Genomic DNA, 23,284 nt, shown 5'->3' on the forward strand with positions numbered 1-23,284 from the left:
TTCGAAGGCAGGCCGCACACTTGGCGCAGTTCCTGCAAGTCTTGCTCATATCGCCATAAAACCTTCACCGCGCTGCGGTGCCGGCTGCATGGGATCTGCGTCTGGTGCTCTGCCAGGCCTCAAGAGGGCTGATTCAGCCCGCGAAGAGCAAGAGGACAGCGATGAAGGCAGTAATTCTGGCAGGTGGCCTGGGTACGCGTATCAGCGAGGAGTCCCATCTCAAGCCCAAGCCCATGATCGAGATCGGCGGCAAGCCAATTCTTTGGCACATCATGAAGTTGTATTCCGCCCATGGGATCCATGACTTCGTGATTTGCCTGGGCTACAAGGGCTACGCGATCAAGGACTTCTTCGCCAACTACTTCCTGCACACCTCGGACGTGACCTTCGACATGCGCAACAACCGCATGGATGTGCACCAGAACTACAGCGAGCCCTGGAGCGTGACCCTGATCGACACGGGCGAGGAGACCATGACCGGTGGTCGCCTGCGTCGGGCCGGGCGTTACCTGCAGGACGAAGAAGCGTTCTGTTTCACCTATGGCGATGGCGTGTCCGACCTGGATATCGGCGCCCTGGTGGCGTTCCACAAGGCCCACGGCAAGCTGGCCACGGTGACGGCGGTGCAGCCGCCCGGCCGTTATGGCGCTCTGGAGCGCGATGGCGATCAGGTCATGGGCTTCACCGAGAAACCTCGGGGCGATGGTGGCTGGATCAATGGCGGGTTCTTTGTCCTGTCGCCCAAGGTGCTGCCTTACATACAGGGCGATAGCACCACCTGGGAAGCGGAGCCGCTGATGCAATTGGCCCGGGACGAGCAACTGCGAGCCTTCGAGCACGGCGGCTTCTGGCAGCCGATGGATACCCTGCGCGACAAGAATCACCTGGAACAACTCTGGCAAAGCGGGGAGGCCCCGTGGAAGCAGTGGGACTGAGCGCGCAATTCTGGCGGGGAAAGCGTGTCCTGCTGACCGGCCACACCGGCTTCAAGGGTAGTTGGCTGAGCCTGTGGCTGGAGAGCCTGGGCGCCCAGGTCAGCGGTTTCGCCCTGGACCCTGGAACCGAGCCGAGCCTGTTCGAGCTGGCCCGGGTGGCCGAAGGCATCGATGACCATCGCGGTGATCTGCGCGACCTGGGCAGCCTGCTGGAGCTGATTGCCCGCACGGAGCCGGAGATCGTCCTGCACCTGGCGGCCCAGCCGCTGGTCCGCGAGGCCTACCGCGACCCGCTGGGTACTTACTCGAGCAACGTCATGGGCACCCTGAACCTGTTGGAGGCGATCCGCCAGGTCGGCGGAGTACGAGCCTGCGTGCTGGTCACTACCGACAAGGTCTATGCCAACCAGGAGTGGCTGTGGCCCTACCGGGAGAACGAGCCCCTGGGCGGGCATGATCCCTATAGCAGCAGCAAGGCCTGCTGCGAATTGCTGGCGCAGTCCTATGCGTCGTCGTTTTTTCCTGCCCAGCGTCATGACGAGCACGGCCTGGCCCTGGCCACGGCACGTGCCGGCAATGTCCTGGGTGGCGGTGACTTCGCGCCGGAGCGCTTGATACCCGATGTGCTCAAGGCCTGGTCCGCCGGTGAACCGGTGACCTTGCGCTATCCCCAGGCCGTGCGCCCCTGGCAGCACGCCCTGGAGCCCCTGGCCGGCTACCTGCAACTGGCCGCCGGGTTGTACCAGCAAGGCCCGGAGTTCGCCGGGGCCTGGAATTTCGGCCCTAGCGAGCAGGACATGTGCAGCGTCGGCGATGTCGTGGAGTTGCTGGCCCGGCATTGGCCGGCAGCGCCGGGCTTGCGAATCGAACCGAGTGAACTGCATGAAGCCGGGCTGTTGCGCCTGGACAGCAGCCGCGCCCGCCAACTGCTGGGCTGGCAGCCGCGCTGGAGCCTGGAGCAATGCCTGACGCAGACCCTGGACTGGCACCTGGCCTGGAAGGGCGGTGCGGACATGCGCGCCGTGACCTTGGGCCAGTTGAACCTGTATCGAGGCGCACTGTGAGCGAGTTCCAGGTGATGCCCCTGGCCCTGGCGGGGCTGTCGGAGGTGCGCCACAAGCGCTTCGAAGATCAGCGCGGGCATTTCTCGCGACTGTTCTGCGAGGGCAGCCTGGGCGCCTTCGGCCAGCCGTTTCACATTCGCCAGATCAACCATTCCTGTACTCGCGAACGTGGCAGCGTGCGCGGCCTGCATTACCAGACCGCGGCGCGTCCCGAGGCCAAGCTCATTACCTGCCTGCGTGGCGAAGTCTGGGACGTGGCAGTGGACTTGCGCGCCGATTCGCCGACCTTCCTGCACTGGCATGCCGAGCACTTGCGTGCTGGCGATGGCCGCAGCTTGCTGCTGCCAGCGGGTTTTGCCCATGGCTTCCAGGCCCTGAGCGACGATGCCGAATTGTTGTACCTGCACAGCGCCGACTATGCCCCGGAGCACGAGGCCGGGCTGTCGGTGCTGGACCCGAGGCTGGCGATCGATTGGCCATTGCCTGTCAATAATCTGTCGAGCCGCGATGCCAGCCATCCCTTGCTCGATGCCGCCTTCGCTGGAGTGAAACTATGAATTGCCGTGGTTGCGGCGCATGCCTGAGCCTGCCCCTGATCGACCTGGGTACCTCGCCACCTTCCAATGCTTACTTGCGCGCTGAACAACTGGACCAGGCCGAGCAGTGGGTGCCGCTCAAGGTCCAGGTCTGCCAGCAATGCTGGTTGGTGCAGACCGAGGACTACACCCGCGCCGACCACCTGTTCGATGCCGACTACGCCTACTTCAGCTCGTTTTCCAGCACCTGGCTCAAGCACGCCCAGGACTATGTGGCGCAAATGGTCGAGCGTTTCGGGCTCGATTCGCAGAGCCGGGTGGTGGAGATCGCGGCGAACGATGGCTACCTGCTGCAGTATGTGGCCGAGCGCGGTATTCCCTGCCTGGGCGTCGAGCCGACCCACAGCACTGCCCAGGCAGCGCGGGACAAGGGGCTGTTGATTCGTGAAGCGTTCTTCGGCCTGGAAACCGCCCGCGAACTGGTGGCGCAGGGCTGGGCTGCGGACCTGATGGCAGCCAATAACGTGCTGGCCCACGTGCCGGACATCAACGATTTCCTGGGTGGTTTTGCCACCCTGCTCAAGCCGGCGGGGGTGGCGACCTTCGAGTTCCCGCAATTGCTGAGCCTGATGGCCGGGCAACAGTTCGACACCCTGTATCACGAGCACTATTCGTATCTTTCCCTGACAGCGGTCATGGGGCTCTGTCAGCGCAATGGCCTTGAGGTCTTCGATGTCCAGGCCCTCAAGACCCATGGCGGCTCGCTGCGGGTCTTCGTCCAGCGCCAGGGCGTGGCGTCGCGTCCGGTGCAGGACAGCGTCGTCCGGCAATTGCGCTTGGAGCATGAGGCGGGGGTGACGACCACCGAGTACTACCAGACCCTGGCGCCGGCGGCGCAGGGCATCAAGCACGAGTTGCTCAGGTTCCTGCTCCAGGCCAAGGCCGAGGGCAAGCGCGTGGTGGGCTATGGGGCGGCGGCCAAGGGCAATACCCTGCTCAACTATGCCGGGATCAAGGCCGACCTGCTGGCCTGGGTCGCTGATGCCAGCCCGCACAAGCAAGGCAAGTTCCTGCCGGGTAGCCGGATTCCCATCGTGGCGCCCGAGCGTATCGATATTGAACGGCCCGATTATGTGTTGGTGCTGCCGTGGAACCTGCTGGCGGAGGTCAGTGAGCAACTGGCCCAGGTTCGCCAGTGGGGCGCTCGGTTCGTGATCGCCGTGCCGGAGCTGAAAGTACTATGAGTGGCCTTAAGGTGCTGGTCACCGGGGCCACCGGCTTTGTTGGCCGGCACCTGGTCGCGGCCTTGCTGGCCCGCGGTTGCCAGGTGCGGGCGGTGGCCCGGGATGTGGAGAAGGCCCGCCGGATGCCCTGGTTCGAGGCCGTGGAGTTTCGTGCCCAGGATGTGCATGCCGCGGATATCGACATGGCGGCGCTGGTGGATGGCGTCGATGCCTTGGCGCACCTGGCCTGGCCTGGCCTGCCGAACTACCAGGCGCTGTTTCACCTGGAGCACAACCTGATGGCCGACTACCGCTTCATCAAGGCGGTGGTCGAGGCTGGCGTCTCCCAGGTGCTGGTCACCGGTACCTGTTTCGAGTACGGCATGCAGAGCGGGCCGCTGGACGAGCAGACCGAGGCTCGGCCAGGCAATCCCTATGGCTTGGCCAAGCACAGCCTGCACTTGTTCCTCCAGGCCCTGCAGCAGCACGTGCCTTTCAGCTTGCAATGGGCCCGGCTGTTCTACCTCCATGGGCCGGGACAGAATCCGAAGAGCCTGCTGGCGGCCCTGGATCGGGCCATCGATGCCGGTGACGAGTCTTTCGACATGTCCGGTGGCGAGCAGCTACGGGATTACCAGGCCATCGAGGACGCTGCCGAGCAGTTGGCCGCGCTGTTGCAGGTCCGGACGTTCTCCGGGGCCGTCAACTGTTCCAGCGGCCAGCCGGTATCGGTGCGTTCGCTGGTGGAGCGGCAGATCGCCCAGCGTGGCTCGTCGATCCGCCTGAATCTTGGACACTACCCCTATCCGGACTACGAACCCATGGCGTTCTGGGGCTTGAACCAGCGCCTGCGACAATTGACGGGAGCTGCACATGACGCATGAGTTGTATCGGGTCGCCGACCTGCCGGTGTTGCAGAACCGCACCTTCGCCGATGCTCGCAGCGCCCAGGCTTCGGCCAGCGCGGACATGGTCCTGGTGCAGGACCTGCAAAGCGGGTTGGTCTATAACCAGGCCTTCGATGCCGACAAGCTCAGCTACGACAGCGACTACCAGAACGAACAGGCCCATTCGGCGCAGTTCCAGCGGCATCTGATGGATGTCGAGGGCATTGTCGCCCGGCACTTCAAGGGACAAAGGCTGATCGAGGTCGGTTGCGGCAAGGGGTATTTCCTCGAGCTGTTGCGCAGCCTGGATTACTCCATCACCGGTATCGACCCGGCCTATGAGGGCGATAATCCAGAAGTGATCAAGGCCCCGTTCACCCGTGACCTGGGGTTGTCCGCCGAGGCCATCGTGTTGCGCCATGTGCTGGAGCACATTGCCGACCCGCTGGCGTTCCTCAAGGAAATCGCCAGGGCCAACCAGGGTGGGCAGATCTATATCGAGGTGCCTTGCTTCGACTGGATCCTGGAGCATCGTGCCTGGTTCGATGTGTTCTACGAGCACGTGAACTATTTCCGCCTCGACGACTTGCGGCGGATGTTCGGCACGGTGCATGAGGCCGGGCACCTGTTTGGTGGCCAGTACCTGTATGTGGTCGCGGACCTCGGTAGCCTCAAGGACCAGTTGCAGGCGCCTGCCCAGCCTTTGCAGATGCCGGTGGACTTCACCGCCAGCATCGAGCAGGCCAAGCGCATCATCGGTTCGGCTCCGCAGGCGGGTGCCGGTATCTGGGGGGCATCTTCCAAGGGCGTGATCTATTCGCTGTTCCTGCAACGCGCCGGAGTGGCGGTGGACCAGGTGGTGGACATCAACCCTGCCAAGCAAGGGCGCTACCTGCCGCTGAGCGGCATGCGCGTGTCATCGCCGCAAGAGGCCATGCAGGTGCTGCCGGAAGGGGCCAACCTGTTCGTGATGAATTCCAATTACCTAGAAGAGATCAAGCGCATGACCGATGGCCGTTATGTCTATCACGCCGTCGACAGCGCTTCATTCCGATAATTTTCAGTGAGACCCGAACATGAGCGAGAACAACGTCATTCAAGCCTTCGAACAAGAGTGCCAGGCGCAGATCAGCGCCCAGGGCCAGGATGAAAAGCTCAAGGGCCTGGCGCGGGATTTTTTCAATGAGTCCGCGACCCACAAGTACAGCTATCACTTCTCCTGGATGGGGCGGCCGATCATCCAGTTGCCCCAGGACATGATGGCGATGCAAGAGATCATCTGGCAGGTCAAGCCGGACCTGATAATCGAGTGCGGCATCGCCCATGGCGGGTCGATCATCTACTACGCCTCGCTGCTGGAGTTGCAGGGCCATGGCGAAGTGCTGGGGATCGACCTGGACATTCGTCCCCACAACCGCGAGGCCATCGAGCAGCATCCGATGAGCAAGCGTATTCGCATGATCGAGGGTTCGAGCATCGATCCGGCCATCGCCGAACAGGTACGGGCCGCGGCCGCCGGCAAGAAAGTGATCCTGGTCCTGGACTCCAACCACACCCACGAGCATGTGCTCGAAGAGCTGCGCCTGTATGCGCCGCTGGTGTCGGTGGATAGCTATTGCGTGGTCATGGACACGGTTGTCGAGGACATGCCGGCAGACTTCTTCCCGGATCGTCCCTGGGGGCCGGGAGACAACCCGAAGACCGCAGTGTGGGCCTATCTGGAGGAGAACCGTGATTTCGAGATCGACTATCAGATGCAGAACAAGCTGCTGATCACCGTGGCACCGGACGGCTATCTGCGTCGGGTTCGTTGAATATCAATAGCGGCAGGAACCAGGCGCTTGGCCGTTGGTGGGGAAAGGCATATGTGGGTTGAAGACAAGACAATGAAGACTGATACAGCGCCGTTGAGCGAACGAATCACACTGGTGGTGATGACTCACAAGCGCAAGGCGTTCCTGCAACGTACCTTGCAGTACTACAGCACTTATCCGTGTTCGATCCTGGTGCTGGACTCCTCGCCGCAAGCCGACGAGTCCATCGCCCAGCGCTATCCCCAGGTCGATTACCGGCACCTGCCGCAGTTCACCTACAAGGGGCTGCAGGACAAGCTGACCTATGGCGTGAACCTGGTGACCACGCCCTACATGGTGTTTGCCGCCGATGATGATTTCCTGATCCACGATGCCTTGACCGCATCGGTGGAGTTCCTTGAAGCCCATCCCGACTACGGGGTGTGCCATGGCTACGGGATGATGTACCTGGCCAGGGCTTCGGAAACCGCCTATTACCGTCGCGATCGCCGGGGAATCGAGGACTATGCCAGCGAAGATCCGGAACAGCGGGTCAAGGATTTCCTTGGGCATTTCCTGCCGCCATTCTATGCCGTGACCCGCACCGACCTGTTGCAGCAGTGGTACAACCAGTTGCCTGCGGGGACGAATTTCGAATGGCAGGAGATCGGCCACAGCTTCTACCTGCTGGCCTGCGCCAAGGCGCGGGTCCTGCCGATTCCCTTTGCCGTGCGTGAAGCCAACTATGGGGCTTCGGAACACAACACCAACGTGCTGACGGTGTTGATGTACAACGATGCGCAGTCGGTGGCGCAGCGGGAGGCATTCGCGGAGTTCCTGGCCTCGTTGCCCAGTGGTTTCAGCGGCCGGGACCCGCAGCAGGTCAAGCAGATTGCCCTGGACAGCTTCGCGGTCATGGCCGAATGCTTGACCAGCGGACGTTCGCTCAAGGGGACGATGATCTTCCGTTCGGCCTGGGTCGAGGTGGGAGATGAGCCGGTACGCTCCTTCGGTCCGGAGCAGTTTGTCGAGATGCCGTTCTACAACAAGCCGATGTTCGATCTGCTGACCCAGTTCGAATTCCTCATGCACGCGATGCCTGCCGGCCGGGTCCAGCTCAAGGAGCTTGAAGGCGTATTGCTGCGCCAGGAAGAGCTGATGCGCGTGCAGCCCAACGATACGCCGCGCAGCCTGCGCAGCCGGTTGTGGGAGGCCCTGGGGCTGAACCTGTTCAACCGCCAGGTGGTCAAGCGCCTGGTCGAGGCCATGCAGGACAGCGACGAGCCACAAGAGCTGCGCAAGCTGCAAGCCTGGGCCGAGCGCCTGGAGTCGGTGCCGGGGCCGCAGGGGCGCGAGCTGCTCGACGCTACCGGGTCGGGCCGTTTGCTCAATTGGCTCGAGGCGCGAGCTCCACAGCCTGCACAGCTGAGCGCGATCGCCGCGCACCAGGCCCGCCAGGGTGGCGTGCCGCAGGTACAGATCCTGCTGCTCGATCTCGATGCCAGCATGGTCAAGTTGCAGGCCACCCTCGATAGCCTGGTCGCCAGCCACTACAAGGCGTTCAAGCTGGTGGTCTTCACCACGGGCGACCTGCCAGCCACGACCACGGCCCGGGACACCCTGCATTTCGTCAAGGTGACGCACAGCAACTACGTCGAGCGGATCAACCAGGCGGTGGCCCAGTCCGCTGCCGAGTGGGTGCTGATGGCGGCGGCCGGCGATCAATTCACCGCCAGTGGCCTGTTGCGGGCCAGCCTCGAGTTGGCGGGCGTCGAAGGCATTCGTGCCGTGGCCATGGACGAGGTCCAGCGCCGCAGCGATGCGACCCTGAGCATGGTGTGGCGCCCAGGGATCAACCTGGACCAGTTGCAGGGCGCGCCGTCGTTGATGGCGCGGCATTGGCTGTTGCAACGCCAGGCCCTGTTGGCGATTGGCGGGTTCTCCACTGAGCTCAAGCAAGCGCTGGAGCTGGATGTGTTGCTGCGCCTGATCCAGGACGGTGGCTTGGGCGGCCTTGCGCACCTGGCCGAGCCGTTGCTGATTTGCCAGGCCCCGGGCGATGAAACCCATGCCGAGGAGCGGCAGGTACTGACTCGCAATCTGGCCGCACGGGGCTATCGGGCCCAGATCGGCTCGGCGCAGCCAGGTACCTACCAGATCGACTACCAGCATGCAGAGCGGCCGTTGGTATCGATCATCCTGGCCAGCCAGGATAACTTCGCCCAGTTGCAGCGCTGCCTGGTGAGCGTGCTGCAACGTACCCGCTACCAGCGCTACGAAGTGTTGATCGCGGAGAATCATAGCCAGAATGCCGAGCTCGACAGCTGGCTGGCCAGCCTTGAGGGCCGTGGCGAGCGCATCCGCGTGCTGCGCAGTGAGCGACGCCTGAGCCACTCGGCGCTGTACAACGCCGCTTGCCGCGAGGCCAAGGGCGAGTACCTGGTGCTGTTGTCCTCGGATGCCGAGGTGGTCAACGCCAACTGGATGGAGAGCCTGCTCAACCAGGCCCAGCGTCCTGAGGTCGGGGTGGTCGGTGCCCGCTTGGTCGATGAGCAGGGCCTGACCACCCAGGCTGGCCTGATCCTGGGGGCCAATGGCCAACTGGGCGCGGCCTTTGCCGGCGAGGCCAAGGATGCACCGGGCTACATGAACAGCTTGTGGGTGGAGAAGAACTACTCGGCGGTGTCCGGCGTTTGCCTGATGCTGGCCAAGGACCTCTACGAGGCTGTCGGTGGACTGGACGAAGAACACTTCGACCAGGCTTTCGCCGATGTCGACCTGTGCCTGAAGACTGCCGATGCCGGTTATCTCACCGTGTTGACGCCGCAGGCGCAGATCCTGCACCCGGGCACCCTGGCCGAGGACTCGCAGGCTGCCGCGGCCCTGAAGGACAAGTGGGCGGTGCGCTTTGCCCAGGATGTCAATTACAACGAAAACCTGGAGCTGGCTGGCAAGGGGTTTGAATTGAGTACTGCCAGGACGGTGAATTGGATGCAACTGCTCGGATAGGAGCCCGTCATGTTCAACGGCAAGTCGATTTTCATCTCTGGCGGTACCGGCTCCTTCGGTCGCAACTTCATTCGCCGCCTGCTTGAGCTGTACCAGCCCAAGCGGGTGGTGGTGTTCTCGCGCGATGAGCTCAAGCAGTACGAAATGCAGCAGACCTTCAATGCGCCCTGCATGCGTTACTTCCTGGGGGATGTGCGTGATGCCGAGCGGTTGCGCCAGGCCATGCGCGGTATCGACTTCGTGGTCCATGCCGCGGCCCTGAAGCAGGTTCCGGCGGCGGAGTACAACCCGACGGAGTGCATTCGTACCAACGTCAATGGCGCCGAGAACATCATTGCCGCGGCGATCGACAATGGGGTGAAGAAGGTCGTGGCCCTGTCTACCGACAAGGCTGCGAGCCCGATCAACCTGTATGGCGCGACGAAGTTGCTGTCGGACAAACTGTTCGTTGCCGCGAACAATATTGCCGGCGAGCAGCCCACCCGGTTCGCCGTGGTGCGTTATGGCAATGTCGCAGGCTCCCGTGGCTCGGTGGTGCCGTTTTTCAACAAGCTGATAGCCGAAGGGGCGAGCGAGCTGCCGATCACCGATGAGCGCATGACCCGGTTCTGGATCACCCTGGACCATGGTGTGCAGTTTGTCCTCGACAGCTTTGCCCGCATGCACGGTGGAGAAATCTTCGTGCCGAAGATTCCTTCGATTCGCATCCTCGACCTGGCTTCGGGCATGGCTCCACATCTGCCCCACAGGCAGGTGGGCATCCGTCCTGGAGAGAAGCTCCACGAGTTGATGGTGCCTTTGGATGATGCACGCATGACCCTGGAGTTCGCCGATCACTACACGATCCAGCCGTCCATTCGCTTTACCAGCGTCAATGTTGATTTCGCCATGGATGGGGCAGGGGAGAAAGGTGTGCCGGTAGCCGAGGATTTCGAGTACCGCTCCGACACCAATCCGCAGTTTCTCTCCGTGCGCCAGATTGCCGAGCTGCATGAGGGCATCCTGGCATGATCCCCTACGGTCGCCAGAGCCTGGACCAGGCGGATATCGATGCCGTGGTGCAGGTCCTGCAGTCCGACTGGCTGACCCAGGGGCCGGGCATCGAGGCCTTTGAGCAGGCGATGGCGCTGCGTTGCCAGGCGGCCCATGGCGTGGCGGTATGCAATGCGACATCAGCCCTGCATATCGCTTGCCTGGCTGCCGGCCTGGGACCCGGCGACTGGCTGTGGACCAGTCCCAACACCTTCCTGGCGTCGGCCAACTGTGGGCGTTATTGCGGGGCACAGGTGGATTTCGTCGATATCGATCCACATACCTGGAACCTCGATGCCCAGGCGCTGGAGCGCAAATTGCTGTTCGCCGCTGCCAAGGGGCGCCTGCCCAAGGTGCTGGTGGCCGTGGCCTTCTCTGGGCAAAGCTGTGACATGCGCCGGCTGGCGGAGCTCGCCGAGCGCTATGGCTTCATCCTGATCGAGGATGCCTCCCATGCCGTTGGCGCCAGCTATGCCGGGCGTCCGGTGGGTTGTGGCGAGTTCGCGGCGATGACGGTGTTCAGCTTTCACCCGGTGAAGATCATTACCAGTGCCGAAGGTGGCATGGTCATGACCAACGACGCTGAGCTGGCGGACCATTTGCGGCGCTTGCGCAGCCATGGCATGACCCGTGACCCGGCGCAGATGAGAGGGGACTCCCACGGCCCCTGGTACTACCAACAGACCGAACTTGGGTTCAACTACCGGATGACGGACCTGCAGGCGGCCCTGGGGTTGTCACAGTTGAACAAGCTGGACGAGTTCGTGCAGCGCCGTCGTTACCTGGCCGAGCGCTACCGGCAGCGGTTGCAGGAATTGCCGCTGACGCTGCCGCGGTCCCAGGCTGAAGCGCAGTCGGCCTGGCACTTGTATGTCGTACGGTTGCAGCCTGAAGGCCTGCGGCGTTCCCATCGAGAGGTTTTCGAGGGCCTGAGGGCCGCGGGAATCGGCGTCAACCTGCATTACATCCCGGTGCACCTGCAGCCCTATTACCAGGACCTGGGTTTCGCCGCAGGGGATTTTCCCGAGGCCGAACGCTATTACGCCCAGGCCATCAGCTTGCCCATGTACCCCGGATTGAGCGACGACGAGCAGGATTATGTGGTCGAGCAGTTGCAACGCTTGCTCCGGGCACCGGAGGCCGCGTGAGCGCCGTCGCGATCATTCCCGCCCGTGGCGGCAGCAAGCGGATCCCGCGCAAGAACCTCAAGCCCTTCGATGGCGTACCGATGATCGTGCGCTCGATCGACATCGCCCGTGCTTCGGGGCTGTTCCAGCACGTGGTGGTCAGCACCGATGATCCTGAGATTGCCGAGCTGGCCGTGGCCCATGGCGCTGAAGTGCCTTTTGTTCGCCCCGAGAGCCTGGCGGATGATTTCACTGGCACTGCCGCGGTCATCGTCCATGCCTTGCAGGCGTTGCGGGAGCAGGGGCGGGTGTTCGAATACGCCTGTTGCATCTATGCAACTGCGCCGTTGCTGCAGCAGCGCTACCTGCGCCAGGGGCTGGAAGCGCTGGTGGCGCATCCGGAACGAGGGTTCGCTTTCTCGGTGTGTGGCTTTGGTTTTCCGGTGCAGCGGGCATTGACCCTCGATGCCGATGGCGCCGTGCAGGCTCTGTATCCGGAGTTTCGCCAGGTTCGCTCCCAGGACCTGCCGGCGGCCTACCAGGATGCCGCGCAGTTCTATTGGGGGCGGACCCACGCCTGGCTGGAGGGCCAGGTACTGTTTTCGCCTCGCAGCCTGCCAGTGATCCTGCCGCGCCATTTGGTGCAGGACATCGATACCGAGGAAGACTGGCGGCGTGCCGAGTATCTGTATGCCGCGCTCAAGGCCGGAGGCGAGCTGGAATGAGGGTGCTGATTCGCGCAGATGCCTCGCCGGCCATCGGCAGCGGGCATGTGGCCCGATGCCTGACCCTGGCCAGGGCCCTGCGTGCGCAAGGTGCCAATGTGGCGTTCGCTTGCCGGCGTTTGCCCGGCCATCGCCTGGCCGACTTGCAGGCCGAAGGGTTCCAGGTTTTCGAGTTGCCCGCGGTCTATGCCGGCGAGCAGCCGGGGGCCGGCATCGAGGCCGCCTTGCCCTGGCAGGCGGATATCGCGGCGCTGGCTACGGTGCTGGGCGAGCAGTCGTGCTTCGACTGGGTGCTGGTGGATCACTATGGCCTGGATCATCAGTGGCAGCGTGCTGCACGCCAGTGGGCGCCACGGATTGCCGCGATCGACGACCTGGCCAATCGCCGGCATGCCGTGGACTTGTTGCTGGACCAGAACTTCAGCGGCACCGCCGAGGCTTATGCAGGGTTGCATGATGATACTTGCCGCACCCTGTTCGGCCCGCGCTTCGCATTGTTGCGTGAGGCGTTCCAGCGTCCGGCGCGGGTGATCCTGCCCCGAGCGCGACGAGTGCTGGTGAACTTCGGTGGTTTCGATGCTGCGCGCCAGACTCACAAGGCCATGCTGGCGCTGGCGCAATTGCCCGAGCTGGACGTGGACTTTGTCGCCGGCAACGAAAACCCTGACTGGCAGGCCATGCAAATGCTGGCAGTGACCAGGCCGAACTGGCGACTGCATGGCTATGTCGCGGATTTTGCCGGGCTCCTGGGGGCGGCCGACCTGTGCCTTGGGGCCGGCGGCGGTACCAGTTGGGAGCGTGCGGCGCTAGGGGTGCCTAGCGTCTGCGTCAGCGTGGCTGCTAACCAGGAGGCCAACGCCCGGCTACTGGCCGAGGCGGGAGCCCATCTGTACCTGGGGCGTTGCGAAGAGGTCAGTGTCGAGCAGCTACGCCAGGCCTTGGGCTTGCTTGTCGAGAATCCCGGCTTGCGTCACTGCCTGGCCGAGCGCGGGCGTGAGTTGGTGGATGGCCTGGGCGTGCAGCGCGTCGCTGCGGCGCTGTTCTGCGCGGTGTTGCGCTGGCGGCCGGCCAGCTTCGCGGATGCCAGGCTGTTGTTCGAGGGGCGCAACGCCGAAGCCGTAAGGCGCTGGTCAAGGCAGTCCGAACCTACGGGCTGGCAGGAGCATGTGCAATGGCTGACAGGCGCCCTGGGCGACCCAGAACGCCTGTTGCTGATTGCCGAGCTGCTTGACGGTCCTGTGGGCATGCTGCGCTACGATCGCCAGGGAGAAGTGGCCGAAGTGTCGATCTACCTGTTTGCGGGGCGATTCGGCCAGGGCTGGGGGCGTGCGTTGCTGGAGCAGGGCGAGGGCCACCTGATGCGCCACTGGCCTGAGGTCAAGCGCCTGCGGGCCCAGGTATTGGCGCAGAACCAGGTTTCGCTGGCGCTGTTTCGCGGGGCCGGTTATGAGCAGGGGGCTTGCGAATTCACCCGTGTACTGAAGGAGTCTCTGGATGACTAGTTTCAAGATCGGCTCGCGCTCCGTGGGCGCAGGTGCCGCGCCGCTGATCATCGCCGAGATGAGTGGCAACCATAACCAGTCGCTGGATCTGGCCTTGCGAATCGTCGAGGCGGCAGCCAAGGCCGGAGCCCACGCGCTGAAGCTGCAGACCTATACAGCCGATACCATGACCCTGGACCTGGATCAGGGTGAGTTTTTCATCAAGGATCCGGATAGTCTCTGGGCTGGCTCCTCCCTGTACGAACTGTATCGGCAGGCCCATACCCCCTGGGAGTGGCACGAACCGATCTTCGCCCGGGCGCGGGAGCTGGGCATGCTGGCATTTTCCACGCCTTTCGATGAGAGCGCGGTGGACTTTCTCGAAGGCCTCGGGGTTCCGGCCTATAAGATCGCCAGTTTCGAAAATACCGACCTGCCGTTGATTCGCCGGGTCGCGGCCACGGGCAAGCCGTTGATCATTTCCACGGGCATGGCCAGCATCGCCGAGCTGGACGAAAGCGTACGGGTTGCCCGCGAAGCCGGCTGCCGCGACCTGGTGCTGCTCAAGTGCACCAGTACCTATCCGGCCTCGCCGGCCAACAGCAACCTGCTGACGATTCCGCACCTGCGGGCGTTGTTCGGTTGTGAGGTGGGGTTGTCCGATCACAGCATGGGCGTCGGGGTTTCGGTAGCGGCCGTGGCCCTGGGGGCCACGGTGATCGAAAAGCATTTCACGCTGGATCGCGCGGCGGGCGGCGTCGATGCCAGCTTTTCCCTGGAGCCTGCGGAGCTGGCCAGCCTGGTGGTGGAAACCGAGCGAGCCTGGCAGGCCATGGGGCAGGTGCGTTATGGCCCGACCCAGGCCGAGGGCAAGTCCCTGGTGTATCGCCGTTCGTTGTATGTCACCCGGGACATGCAGGCCGGGGAGTTGTTCTGCGCCGACAATGTACGGGCGATTCGCCCCGGACTGGGGTTGGCGCCCAAGCACTATGAGGCGTTGCTCGGACGGCGCGCGCGCCAGGCGCTGAAACGTGGCACCGCGCTGGATTGGACGCTCGTCGAATAAGCCTTTATCCGGGTGATTCGGTCCAATGGCGTGACCTATAGGTCATAACGTGCATCTTCACTGTAATGTATGGCTCGGGAAGATGGCGCCAGCCTTGCGTGACAGCCCATGGTTCTTCCCGATAACGCTATGCTCGCGGAATCATCCGTGTTTTTTCGGCAGCCCCTGCCAGGAGACTGAGCGGGGGTATTGAGCTGTTTATTATTGGGAAGCCGTAATGATTGGCATAAAAAGCATTGCGAGCTACGTGCCTGTAGCCGGCCTGGATAACTACGCACAAGGTGCAAAATTCGGCAAGGATGAAGAGTTCATCCTGGGCAAGATCGGATCGGCCTTCCTGCCTCGCAAAGAGGCCGCCCAAGAAACTTCCGACCTGTGCGTCGAAGCTGTCAATGCATTGTTCGCCAACAACCCCGAACTCAAGCGCGAAGCCATTGACGTGCTGATCGTGGTCACCCAGAACGGCGACGAGGAGGGCTTGCCCCATACCGCGGCGATCGTTCAGGACAAGCTGGGCCTTCCAACCAGCCTGGCGGCCTTCGATATTTCCCTGGGTTGCTCCGGGTATGTCTACGGCATCTATGCCATCAAGGGCTTCATGGAGGCCGCAGGGCTGAAAAATGGCCTGCTGGTGACTGCCGACCCTTATTCGAAGATCGTCGATCCCGAGGATCGCAATACCACCATGTTGTTCGGTGATGCGGCGACCGCCACCTGGTTGGGTGAGGATGCGCCCTGGCAGTTGGGCAAGGCCAAGTTCGGTACCGATGGCTCCGGAGCTGCACACTTGAAGGTGTCCGATGGTGTGTTCTTCATGAATGGCCGCCAGGTGTTCAACTTCGCCCTGCTCAAGGTCCCGGCCCACCTGCACGAACTGCTGGGTGAGTCAGGCTTGCAGCCCGAGGATATCGATGCCTTCTGCATCCACCAGGGCAGCGCCGCCATCGTTGACGCCGTGGCCCGGCGTTTCGAGGACAATCCTGAGAAATTCATCAAGGACATGGTGGAAACCGGCAATACTGTGTCTTCGAGCATCCCGCTGCTGTTGGAGAAGCACATGTTCGACTCCAGCTGGAAGCGCGTGGCCCTGAGCGGCTTCGGTGTTGGCCTGTCCTGGGGGTCGGCGATCATCTACCGCGCGTGACGACCTGCTCACGGCGATAAATGGGGCGCTCAAGCCATGGTCTTGAGCGCTTTTTTTTGCACTACTCAAAGGCGAGGCAGCATGAGCGACTGCTTTGAACATAACGCCCGGGTACTGAAGGAGCGCTGGCCGGCGCTGCAGGCCCGGATCGAGGCTGAGGATGGCGCCGCCCTGCAGGCGGACCTGGTGCAAGGACTGGGGTCGACCCTGAGCATTTCCGGCATCCAGTTGACCAGCCGCCATGACCGTACCCTGGAGGCTCGGCAACAGGCGGCCAGCTTGCCCCAGGAGGCGGTGCTGCATTTGTATGGAACGGGGCTTGGCGACCTGCAGTTGGAGTTATTGGCCAGGCCATCCCTTGAGCGCCTTTATGTGCATATTCTCAACGGCGCCGTGTTCAAGCTGGTGCTGCAGCTGCTGGAGCAGGACGGCTGGCTGGCCGATCCGCGGGTGGAGTTGCTGTACGCCGGTGACTTGCGCGAGATCCAGTTGCCGTTCTTCGCCCTGCCGGCCGAGCTGGTGCTGGCGGACGATCACAGCGCGAAGATTCGTGACCGGCTGATCAGCGAGACCCACCTGGCCTTCAATAACCGACTATTCAGTGAAGATGTGGAGCAGCTCCAGGAGCGGCTTGTGGCCGTGGAGCCATGGGTCGCGATCGATCCTGATGTCGCCCGGCTGTTCGATACCTGTGTTGGGCGAGAGGTTTTCGTCATCGCTACCGGGCCGAGCCTGGAGCAGCACTTTGGTGCATTGCGTGCCTTGGCCGGCCAGGCGCACAGGCCGCTGTTGATGTGTGTCGATACGGCCTATATGCCGCTGCGCAGGAATGGCATCCGGCCGGATCTGGTGGTGAGCATCGACCAGCGGATCTCCACTCGGCATCTACCGCCCGAGGACAGTGAGGGGACGATCCTGGTCTATATGCCCCTGGCCGATCCGCAGGTGCTCGAAGGCTGGCAGGGGCCGCGTTATGTCGGCTACTCGGCCAGCGATGTGTTCCAGGCGCTGCGCCAGCGCCTGCCTCGCGCGCAACTGCACTCTGGCGGGAGCGTGATTCATCCGGCGGTAGATCTGGCAGTGAGGATGGGCGGCAAGCGCATCACGCTATTCGGTGCGGATTTTGCGTTTGCGCTAAACCGTACCCATGCCGGCTGGGAAGATGGAGATCTGGGGCCTCAGCTGGGTGTGGCCAGGCATTGGGTGCTCGATGGTCACGGGCAGCGGGTGAGGACCCAGCTCAATTTTCGCAGTTACCTCTGCGAGTTGGAGCGATACATCGAGACTCGGCCTGATGTTGCTTTCTTCAATACCAGCCGTAGCGGCGCGATGATCGCCGGTACCACCTTCCACGGAGACTATGTCCAATGAAGCCGCTTGAGCCGTTGCTGGCCCGCGCTCGGGCGGTTGCCAGGCTGTTTCGCCTGGGGTGCGATGTCGAGGCGGCGGGAGTCATGGTCGAGCTGTTCGAGTCGGTGCAGGCACGGGTGGATACCGCACCAGGGGCGTTTCAGCAGGACTGGGCCCGGCTGTTGGGGGCGATGCTGGCGTGCCAGGAGGCGCAGGACTGGCTGGGGCTCGCCGACTATCTGGAATATGAACTGGTGGATTGGCTGCAGGAGGGGTTCGCCGATTGAATGTGTGCCTTGTCGGGCAAGGTTTTCTGGCGTCAGTTTTTCGTTGGGTAGGGGTTTAAGCCCTTGTATTTAAAGGGGTGGCAGGGTGATGGCAAATATTTTTGAAAAAGCCCTAAAGCAACTTGCATCCGCGACGATAACTATTACGAAGGTTCTCTAGGCCATTACCCGGCGGTTGCCAGGGCCGGAAGCCGCAGTACCCAACCAACGAGGAATTCGTCATGGCTTTAACAGTAAACACTAACGTTACATCGCTGAGCGTTCAGAAAAACCTGAACCGCGCTTCCGACGCTCTGTCGACTTCGATGACTCGCCTGTCTTCCGGCCTGAAGATCAACAGTGCAAAAGACGACGCTGCTGGCCTGCAGATCGCTACCCGTATGACTTCGCAGATCCGTGGTCAGAACATGGCGATCAAGAACGCCAACGACGGTATCTCCATCGCCCAGACCGCTGAAGGTGCGATGCAAGAATCCACCAACATCCTGCAGCGTATGCGTGAACTGGCTGTTCAGGCTCGAAACGACTCCAACGGCACTGCTGACCGTACTGCTCTGAACAAAGAGTTCTCGCAGATGTCGGACGAGCTGACCCGTATCGCCAAGTCGACCAACCTGAACGGTAAGAACCTGATCGACGGTACTGCTGGCACCATGACCTTCCAGGTTGGTTCCAACACTGGCGCTACCAACCAGATCACCATCACCCTGGCTAGCGGCTTCGACGCTTCCACCCTGGGTGTTGACTCCGGCACCATCGCCATCACCGGCGACAGCTCCAACATCGACACCAACGTTACCAAGTCGCTGGATGCCATCGACAAGGCGCTGCAGACCATCAACTCCAGCCGTGCCGACCTCGGTGCTGCCCAGAACCGTCTGACCAGCACCATCTCCAACCTGCAGAACATCAACGAAAACGCCAGTGCTGCACTGGGTCGCGTACAAGATACCGACTTCGCTGCTGAAACTGCCCAGCTGACCAAGCAGCAGACTCTGCAACAAGCTTCGACCGCAGTTCTGGCCCAGGCCAACCAACTGCCATCCGCTGTACTGAAGCTGCTTCAGTAATAGCTGGCTAAGCTTTGGCGGGGGAGTGCGCTGGTCGTGCTCTCTCGCTTTTTTACTTTAAGAGGTGGTGGACATGGATATGAGCGTGAAGCTGAACTTGTCTTATCCCGTGGCCAAGCCCGCGACGCCTGTCGCTGACCACCCTGTGGAAAAGTCTCAAGACCGTGTTCCTGCTGTGGCTGCAGTGGCTGATCCAGCCGTGCACACCCAGGAAAACAGGAAAGAGGCTCAATCCGAGCAGGAAAAAGTAAAGATGGCCGTGCAGGAAATCGAGAAGTTCGTCCAATCGGTCAAGCGTAACCTGGAGTTCTCCATCGACGAGCCCTCCGGCAAAGTTGTAGTCAAAGTGATTGCCAGCGACTCGGGGGAAGTGGTTCGCCAGATCCCCAACGAAGAAGTGCTGAGACTGGCAAACAGTTTGAACGATGCCAGCAGCCTGCTGTTCAGCGCCAAGGTCTGATAGCTGGCACGAATATTGTTTTCTGTACTTTTGGACGCCGTGGCGGTCAAAAGACTGGCGGCACACTGAAGGGAGATACACATGGCAAGTCCAATTCTACCGGGTACCGGTCTGGGTTCCGGTCTCGATACCGGTGCCATCGTCAAGGCATTGGTCAATGCTGACAAAGCAGCCAAGCAGGGCCAGATCGACCGTGCAACCGCGAGCAACAGCGCGAGCATCTCCGGTATCGGAACCTTGCAATCGTTGCTGTCGACCTTTCAAAGCACCCTCTCGGTCGCCGGGCTGGGCAGTGCTGTCAATCCAGCCTTTACAGGTTTTGCCGCGACTTCCAGCGATGCCAAGTTCGTGGATGCCACGGCGGGTAATGACGCGGTTGCCGGCAAGTACACCGTTACCGTGCAAAACCTTGCTACTTCATCGAAAGTAGCCAGTCAGGCTTTTTCGGGTGGCGTTTCCAGCCCTATTTCGAAGGGTACCCTGACCATCACCCAGGGCTCCTCCAGTTACTCTCTGGCCGTCGGTGCGAATGCCACTTTGCAATCGGTGCGTGATGCGATCAACGCCGACTCCAAGATGGCGTCGTCCGGGATCAGTGCCAACATCGTGACCGACTCGTTCGGCTCGCGCCTGGTGGTCGGTTCTGACAAGACGGGCGTGGGTACCGACCTCTCCGTGAGCGGCATTCCCGAGTTGCAGATCGATGGCACCAAGGTGATGTCGGACAAGGATAATCCGGTCACGGCCACTTCTTCCGGTGCTATTGGCAGCCTGGCTAAAGATGCCAATTTCACGGTCGATGGAATGGTGTTGACCAGTAAGTACAACACGGTCACCCAGGCCATCTCGGGGCTCAAGCTGAATCTGGTGGCACCAACGGCCCCTAATACTTCAATCACGGTGGAAGTGAAGACCAACACCGAGGGGCTCAAGACTTCCATCCAGAAGTTCGTCGATGCCTACAATGCCGTGGCCAACGGCATCTCGACCCTGACCAAGCCGTCCCTGGACGACGATGGCAAGCTGACCGTGCCTGCTCCGTTGACCGGTGACCCGCTGCCGCGCTCTATCCTGGCGGCGATTCGTGAGCCGTTGTCGCAAGTAGGCTCGGGCGGCAAGCTGACCGTGCTGGCGCAGTTGGGGATCACGACCAACCAGAAGACCGGTGCGTTGGATTTCGATGACAAGAAATTCACGGCGGCCATGAACGACAAGAAGCTGGGCGGCGAGGTGCAAAAGCTGTTCACCGGTGACGATGCCGTTCCGGGGTCGGGCCTGCTGGATCGCATGACTGCTGCGATCAAGCCGTTTACCCAGGGTGTCGGTACCACCGAGGGAATTCTGACCACTCGGACCAAGAACCTGGACATGGTCAAGAAGAAGCTCACCGACCAGCAGGCTGCCCTGGATCGTCGGATCGAAACGCTGACCGCCGTGTTGACCAAGAAGTACAACGACATGGACACCTTGGTCGGCAAGCTGAAGGCTACCGGCAACAACATCACTTCGATGTTCGAGGCATTGAACGCGCAGAAGAAATCCTGATATACAGTCTGCGCCAAAAGCCCGGCAGCGTTTTCCAGCGCTCCGGGCTTTTGCATTTGACCTAAAGTTTTTTGACGTTGCGTCGATACGCTGTTTATACAAACCCTTGAGTTTTGAAGAGGTACCACATGAATCCGATGTTAGCCCTTCGCCAGTACCAAAAGGTGGGTGGACAGGCGCAGACCTCCGAGGCTAGCCCGCATCGCCTGGTGCAGATGCTGATGGAAGGTGGCCTGGATCGTATCGCTCAGGCCAAGGGTGCAATAGAGCGCAAGGATGTTGCCAACAAGGGCGTGTTCATCAACAAGGCCATCGGCATCATCGGCGGCTTGCGCGAAGGCCTGGACCTGGAAAACTCCATGGATACCCTGGGGGATCTGGACGGCCTGTACACCTACATGATGAAGCGCCTGACCGAGGCTAACATCAAGAGCGACCCGAAGATTCTCGATGAGGTCGCCGACCTGCTGCGTACGGTCAAAGAGGGCTGGGATGCGATCGCAGCCCCGGGTCCGCAGTTTTAAGGAGAAACACCATGAGTGCAGTCCTGCAACGCATTGAAGAAACTCGCGTGGCCCTGGTCGATGCCTTGGCCGAGCGCAATTGGCAAGCCATCGGTGAGTTGGACCTGGCCTGCCGTTCGTGCATGGAGGACGTACTCAGCGAAGCCGAGGTCGACGAGGCAGCCCTGAAGGACAATCTGGAGGAGTTGCTGGGGGTCTATCGGCAACTGCTGGAAGTGGCGACTGGCGAGCGCCAAGCGATATTCGACGAGATGTCGCAGATCCACCAAGCACAGAACGCAGCAAAGGTTTACCATTTGTTCGGTTAATGTCGAGCTGAACCGAACACTGCGCGCCATAAATTTGACTGTGCACGCTTTTTTGACTTAACTAGTGGCTGTTTTCAGATTTCAGGCGTCTATGAGGGCAGAAAATGCCTTCAAGCGCGTCTAGCTTGCCCCCTTTTTTTCGGGCATTGAGTTGACTAGGGAAGTTGCTATTGCATGTGGCGTGAAACCAAAATTCTGCTGATCGATGACGATAGCGTCCGCCGCCGCGACCTGGCGGTGATTTTAAATTTTCTCGGCGAAGAAAATTTACCCTGCGGTAGCCATGACTGGCAGCAGGCTGTCGACTCTTTGTCGTCCAGTCGTGAAGTTATTTGCGTCCTCATCGGGACCGTAAATGCTCCTGGCGCACTTCCGGGCTTGTTAAAGACACTCTCGACCTGGGATGAGTTCCTTCCGGTTCTGCTGATGGGTGAAAATTCCTCTGTTGATCTTCCCGAAGATCAGCGTCGTCGGGTGCTGTCCACCCTGGAAATGCCGCCTAGCTACAGCAAGCTGCTCGACTCGCTGCATCGGGCTCAGGTCTATCGTGAGATGTACGACCAGGCGCGTGAGCGCGGGCGTCATCGCGAACCCAATCTGTTTCGTAGCCTGGTCGGCACCAGCCGAGCGATCCAACACGTCCGGCAGATGATGCAGCAGGTGGCGGATACCGACGCCAGCGTGCTGATCCTTGGCGAGTCGGGTACCGGCAAGGAAGTGGTTGCACGCAACTTGCACTATCACTCCAAACGCCGCGACGCACCTTTCGTGCCGGTCAATTGCGGGGCGATTCCTGCCGAGTTGCTGGAAAGCGAGCTGTTTGGCCATGAAAAAGGCGCATTCACCGGGGCGATTACCAGCCGTGCCGGGCGTTTCGAGCTGGCCAATGGCGGAACGCTGTTCCTCGATGAAATTGGCGACATGCCGTTGCCGATGCAGGTCAAGCTCTTGCGTGTGCTGCAGGAGCGTACCTTCGAGCGCGTGGGTAGCAACAAGACCCAGGGCGTGGATGTGCGCATCATCGCTGCGACCCACAAGAACCTGGAAAGCATGATCGAGGTCGGCAGTTTCCGTGAGGACCTGTACTACCGCCTCAATGTGTTCCCTATCGAGATGGCCCCGCTGCGTGAGCGGGTGGAAGACATTCCACTGCTGATGAACGAGCTGATCTCGCGAATGGAGCACGAGAAGCGCGGTTCGATTCGCTTCAATTCCGCCGCCATCATGTCCTTGTGCCGCCATGGTTGGCCGGGCAACGTCCGCGAGCTGGCCAACCTGGTAGAGCGCATGGCGATCATGCACCCCTATGGGGTGATCGGCGTGGTCGAGTTGCCGAAGAAATTCCGCTATGTCGACGATGAAGACGAGCAGATGGTCGACAGCCTGCGCAGTGACCTGGAAGAGCGGGTGGCGATTAACGGCCATGCCCCGGACTTTGCTTCCACCGCCATGCTGCCGCCGGAAGGCCTGGATCTGAAGGACTACCTCGGTAGCCTGGAGCAGGGGTTGATCCAGCAGGCGCTGGACGATGCCAATGGCATCGTGGCGCGTGCCGCCGAGCGGTTGCGCATCCGGCGTACCACCCTGGTGGAGAAAATGCGCAAGTACGGCATGAGCCGTCGTGAAGGTGATGAACAGGCGGATGATTGACGCCTGTTTTTCAAGTCATTGAAATATGGGCGGTTTTTTTTAGGCACGGGTATTGCTAAGTCTCTCGT

Annotated in this window: 22 protein-coding genes; all 22 read left to right on the plus strand. The window is 61.6% G+C overall.

All coding sequences use genetic code 11. From position 1 onward, the window contains the following. Positions 1-161 precede the first annotated feature (161 nt). The 22 genes from rfbF to C4K39_RS08385 all read left to right on the plus strand — a co-directional run bounded on the left by rfbF (position 162) and on the right by C4K39_RS08385 (position 23,216). Complete coding sequence (rfbF, locus tag C4K39_RS08280; protein WP_124346097.1) at positions 162-935, plus strand: glucose-1-phosphate cytidylyltransferase; 774 nt, start codon at positions 162-164, stop codon at positions 933-935. After that, positions 917-1,999, plus strand: a complete 1,083-nt coding sequence (rfbG, locus tag C4K39_RS08285) for a CDP-glucose 4,6-dehydratase (protein ID WP_124346098.1) — start codon at positions 917-919, stop codon at positions 1,997-1,999. The genes rfbF and rfbG overlap by 19 nt, the downstream gene beginning before the upstream one ends. A 14-nt stretch (positions 2,000-2,013) precedes the next feature. Continuing rightward, positions 2,014-2,556 carry a dTDP-4-dehydrorhamnose 3,5-epimerase family protein gene (locus C4K39_RS08290; protein ID WP_437179379.1) on the plus strand — a complete coding sequence of 181 codons (543 nt, stop codon included), beginning with the start codon at positions 2,014-2,016 and terminating at the stop codon, positions 2,554-2,556. Continuing rightward, positions 2,553-3,779, plus strand: a complete 1,227-nt coding sequence (locus C4K39_RS08295) for a class I SAM-dependent methyltransferase (protein WP_124346100.1) — start codon at positions 2,553-2,555, stop codon at positions 3,777-3,779. Before C4K39_RS08290 ends, C4K39_RS08295 begins: the two co-directional genes overlap by 4 nt. Continuing rightward, on the plus strand, positions 3,776-4,642 hold the full coding sequence (locus tag C4K39_RS08300) for an NAD-dependent epimerase/dehydratase family protein (RefSeq protein ID WP_124346101.1): 867 nt from the start codon (positions 3,776-3,778) through the stop codon (positions 4,640-4,642). The genes C4K39_RS08295 and C4K39_RS08300 overlap by 4 nt, the downstream gene beginning before the upstream one ends. Then, the gene (locus tag C4K39_RS08305; protein ID WP_124346102.1) at positions 4,632-5,702 is read left to right on the plus strand and encodes a class I SAM-dependent methyltransferase; all 1,071 of its coding nucleotides are present in this window, start codon (positions 4,632-4,634) and stop codon (positions 5,700-5,702) included. Before C4K39_RS08300 ends, C4K39_RS08305 begins: the two co-directional genes overlap by 11 nt. A gap of 19 nt (positions 5,703-5,721) precedes the next feature. Continuing rightward, on the plus strand, positions 5,722-6,459 hold the full coding sequence (locus C4K39_RS08310) for a cephalosporin hydroxylase family protein (protein WP_124346103.1): 738 nt from the start codon (positions 5,722-5,724) through the stop codon (positions 6,457-6,459). 51 nt (positions 6,460-6,510) lie between these two features. Beyond that, complete coding sequence (locus C4K39_RS08315; protein ID WP_124346104.1) at positions 6,511-9,447, plus strand: TIGR00180 family glycosyltransferase; 2,937 nt, start codon at positions 6,511-6,513, stop codon at positions 9,445-9,447. Positions 9,448-9,456: 9 nt separating this feature from the next. Further along, positions 9,457-10,458, plus strand: coding sequence for a UDP-N-acetylglucosamine 4,6-dehydratase (inverting) (gene pseB, locus C4K39_RS08320; RefSeq protein WP_124346105.1), 1,002 nt, complete (start codon positions 9,457-9,459; stop codon positions 10,456-10,458). Beyond that, positions 10,455-11,627: a UDP-4-amino-4,6-dideoxy-N-acetyl-beta-L-altrosamine transaminase gene (gene pseC, locus C4K39_RS08325; protein WP_124346106.1), complete on the plus strand. Its 1,173-nt coding sequence runs from the start codon at positions 10,455-10,457 to the stop codon at positions 11,625-11,627. Before pseB ends, pseC begins: the two co-directional genes overlap by 4 nt. Continuing rightward, positions 11,624-12,331 (plus strand): pseudaminic acid cytidylyltransferase, encoded by a 708-nt coding sequence (pseF, locus tag C4K39_RS08330; RefSeq protein WP_124346107.1) that lies wholly within the window; start codon positions 11,624-11,626, stop codon positions 12,329-12,331. The genes pseC and pseF overlap by 4 nt, the downstream gene beginning before the upstream one ends. Further along, positions 12,328-13,833: a UDP-2,4-diacetamido-2,4,6-trideoxy-beta-L-altropyranose hydrolase gene (pseG, locus tag C4K39_RS08335; RefSeq protein WP_124346108.1), complete on the plus strand. Its 1,506-nt coding sequence runs from the start codon at positions 12,328-12,330 to the stop codon at positions 13,831-13,833. Before pseF ends, pseG begins: the two co-directional genes overlap by 4 nt. Then, positions 13,826-14,878 carry a pseudaminic acid synthase gene (gene pseI / locus C4K39_RS08340; RefSeq protein ID WP_124346109.1) on the plus strand — a complete coding sequence of 351 codons (1,053 nt, stop codon included), beginning with the start codon at positions 13,826-13,828 and terminating at the stop codon, positions 14,876-14,878. Before pseG ends, pseI begins: the two co-directional genes overlap by 8 nt. Positions 14,879-15,095: 217 nt before the next feature. Then, positions 15,096-16,022, plus strand: a complete 927-nt coding sequence (locus C4K39_RS08345) for a ketoacyl-ACP synthase III (RefSeq protein ID WP_124346110.1) — start codon at positions 15,096-15,098, stop codon at positions 16,020-16,022. Positions 16,023-16,103: 81 nt separating this feature from the next. Beyond that, positions 16,104-17,393, plus strand: a complete 1,290-nt coding sequence (locus C4K39_RS08350; RefSeq protein ID WP_124346111.1) for a motility associated factor glycosyltransferase family protein — start codon at positions 16,104-16,106, stop codon at positions 17,391-17,393. After that, positions 17,390-17,659, plus strand: coding sequence for a hypothetical protein (locus C4K39_RS08355; protein WP_124346112.1), 270 nt, complete (start codon positions 17,390-17,392; stop codon positions 17,657-17,659). Before C4K39_RS08350 ends, C4K39_RS08355 begins: the two co-directional genes overlap by 4 nt. 221 nt (positions 17,660-17,880) lie before the next feature. Then, the gene (locus C4K39_RS08360; RefSeq protein WP_124346113.1) at positions 17,881-18,729 is read left to right on the plus strand and encodes a flagellin domain-containing protein; all 849 of its coding nucleotides are present in this window, start codon (positions 17,881-17,883) and stop codon (positions 18,727-18,729) included. A 73-nt stretch (positions 18,730-18,802) separates the two neighbouring features. Continuing rightward, entirely contained in the window at positions 18,803-19,189 is a 387-nt protein-coding gene (locus C4K39_RS08365) for a flagellar protein FlaG (RefSeq protein ID WP_124346114.1), read from the plus strand. A gap of 81 nt (positions 19,190-19,270) precedes the next feature. Next, the gene (fliD, locus tag C4K39_RS08370) at positions 19,271-20,734 is read left to right on the plus strand and encodes a flagellar filament capping protein FliD (protein ID WP_124346115.1); all 1,464 of its coding nucleotides are present in this window, start codon (positions 19,271-19,273) and stop codon (positions 20,732-20,734) included. A 128-nt stretch (positions 20,735-20,862) separates the two neighbouring features. Continuing rightward, positions 20,863-21,258, plus strand: a complete 396-nt coding sequence (gene fliS / locus C4K39_RS08375; protein WP_124346116.1) for a flagellar export chaperone FliS — start codon at positions 20,863-20,865, stop codon at positions 21,256-21,258. A gap of 11 nt (positions 21,259-21,269) precedes the next feature. After that, the gene (locus tag C4K39_RS08380; RefSeq protein ID WP_124346117.1) at positions 21,270-21,566 is read left to right on the plus strand and encodes a flagellar protein FliT; all 297 of its coding nucleotides are present in this window, start codon (positions 21,270-21,272) and stop codon (positions 21,564-21,566) included. A 174-nt stretch (positions 21,567-21,740) separates the two neighbouring features. Then, positions 21,741-23,216: a sigma-54 dependent transcriptional regulator gene (locus C4K39_RS08385; protein WP_124346118.1), complete on the plus strand. Its 1,476-nt coding sequence runs from the start codon at positions 21,741-21,743 to the stop codon at positions 23,214-23,216. Positions 23,217-23,284 lie beyond the last annotated feature (68 nt).

This window comes from Pseudomonas sessilinigenes (genome assembly GCF_003850565.1).
Taxonomy (GTDB): Bacteria; Pseudomonadota; Gammaproteobacteria; order Pseudomonadales; family Pseudomonadaceae; genus Aquipseudomonas; species Aquipseudomonas sessilinigenes.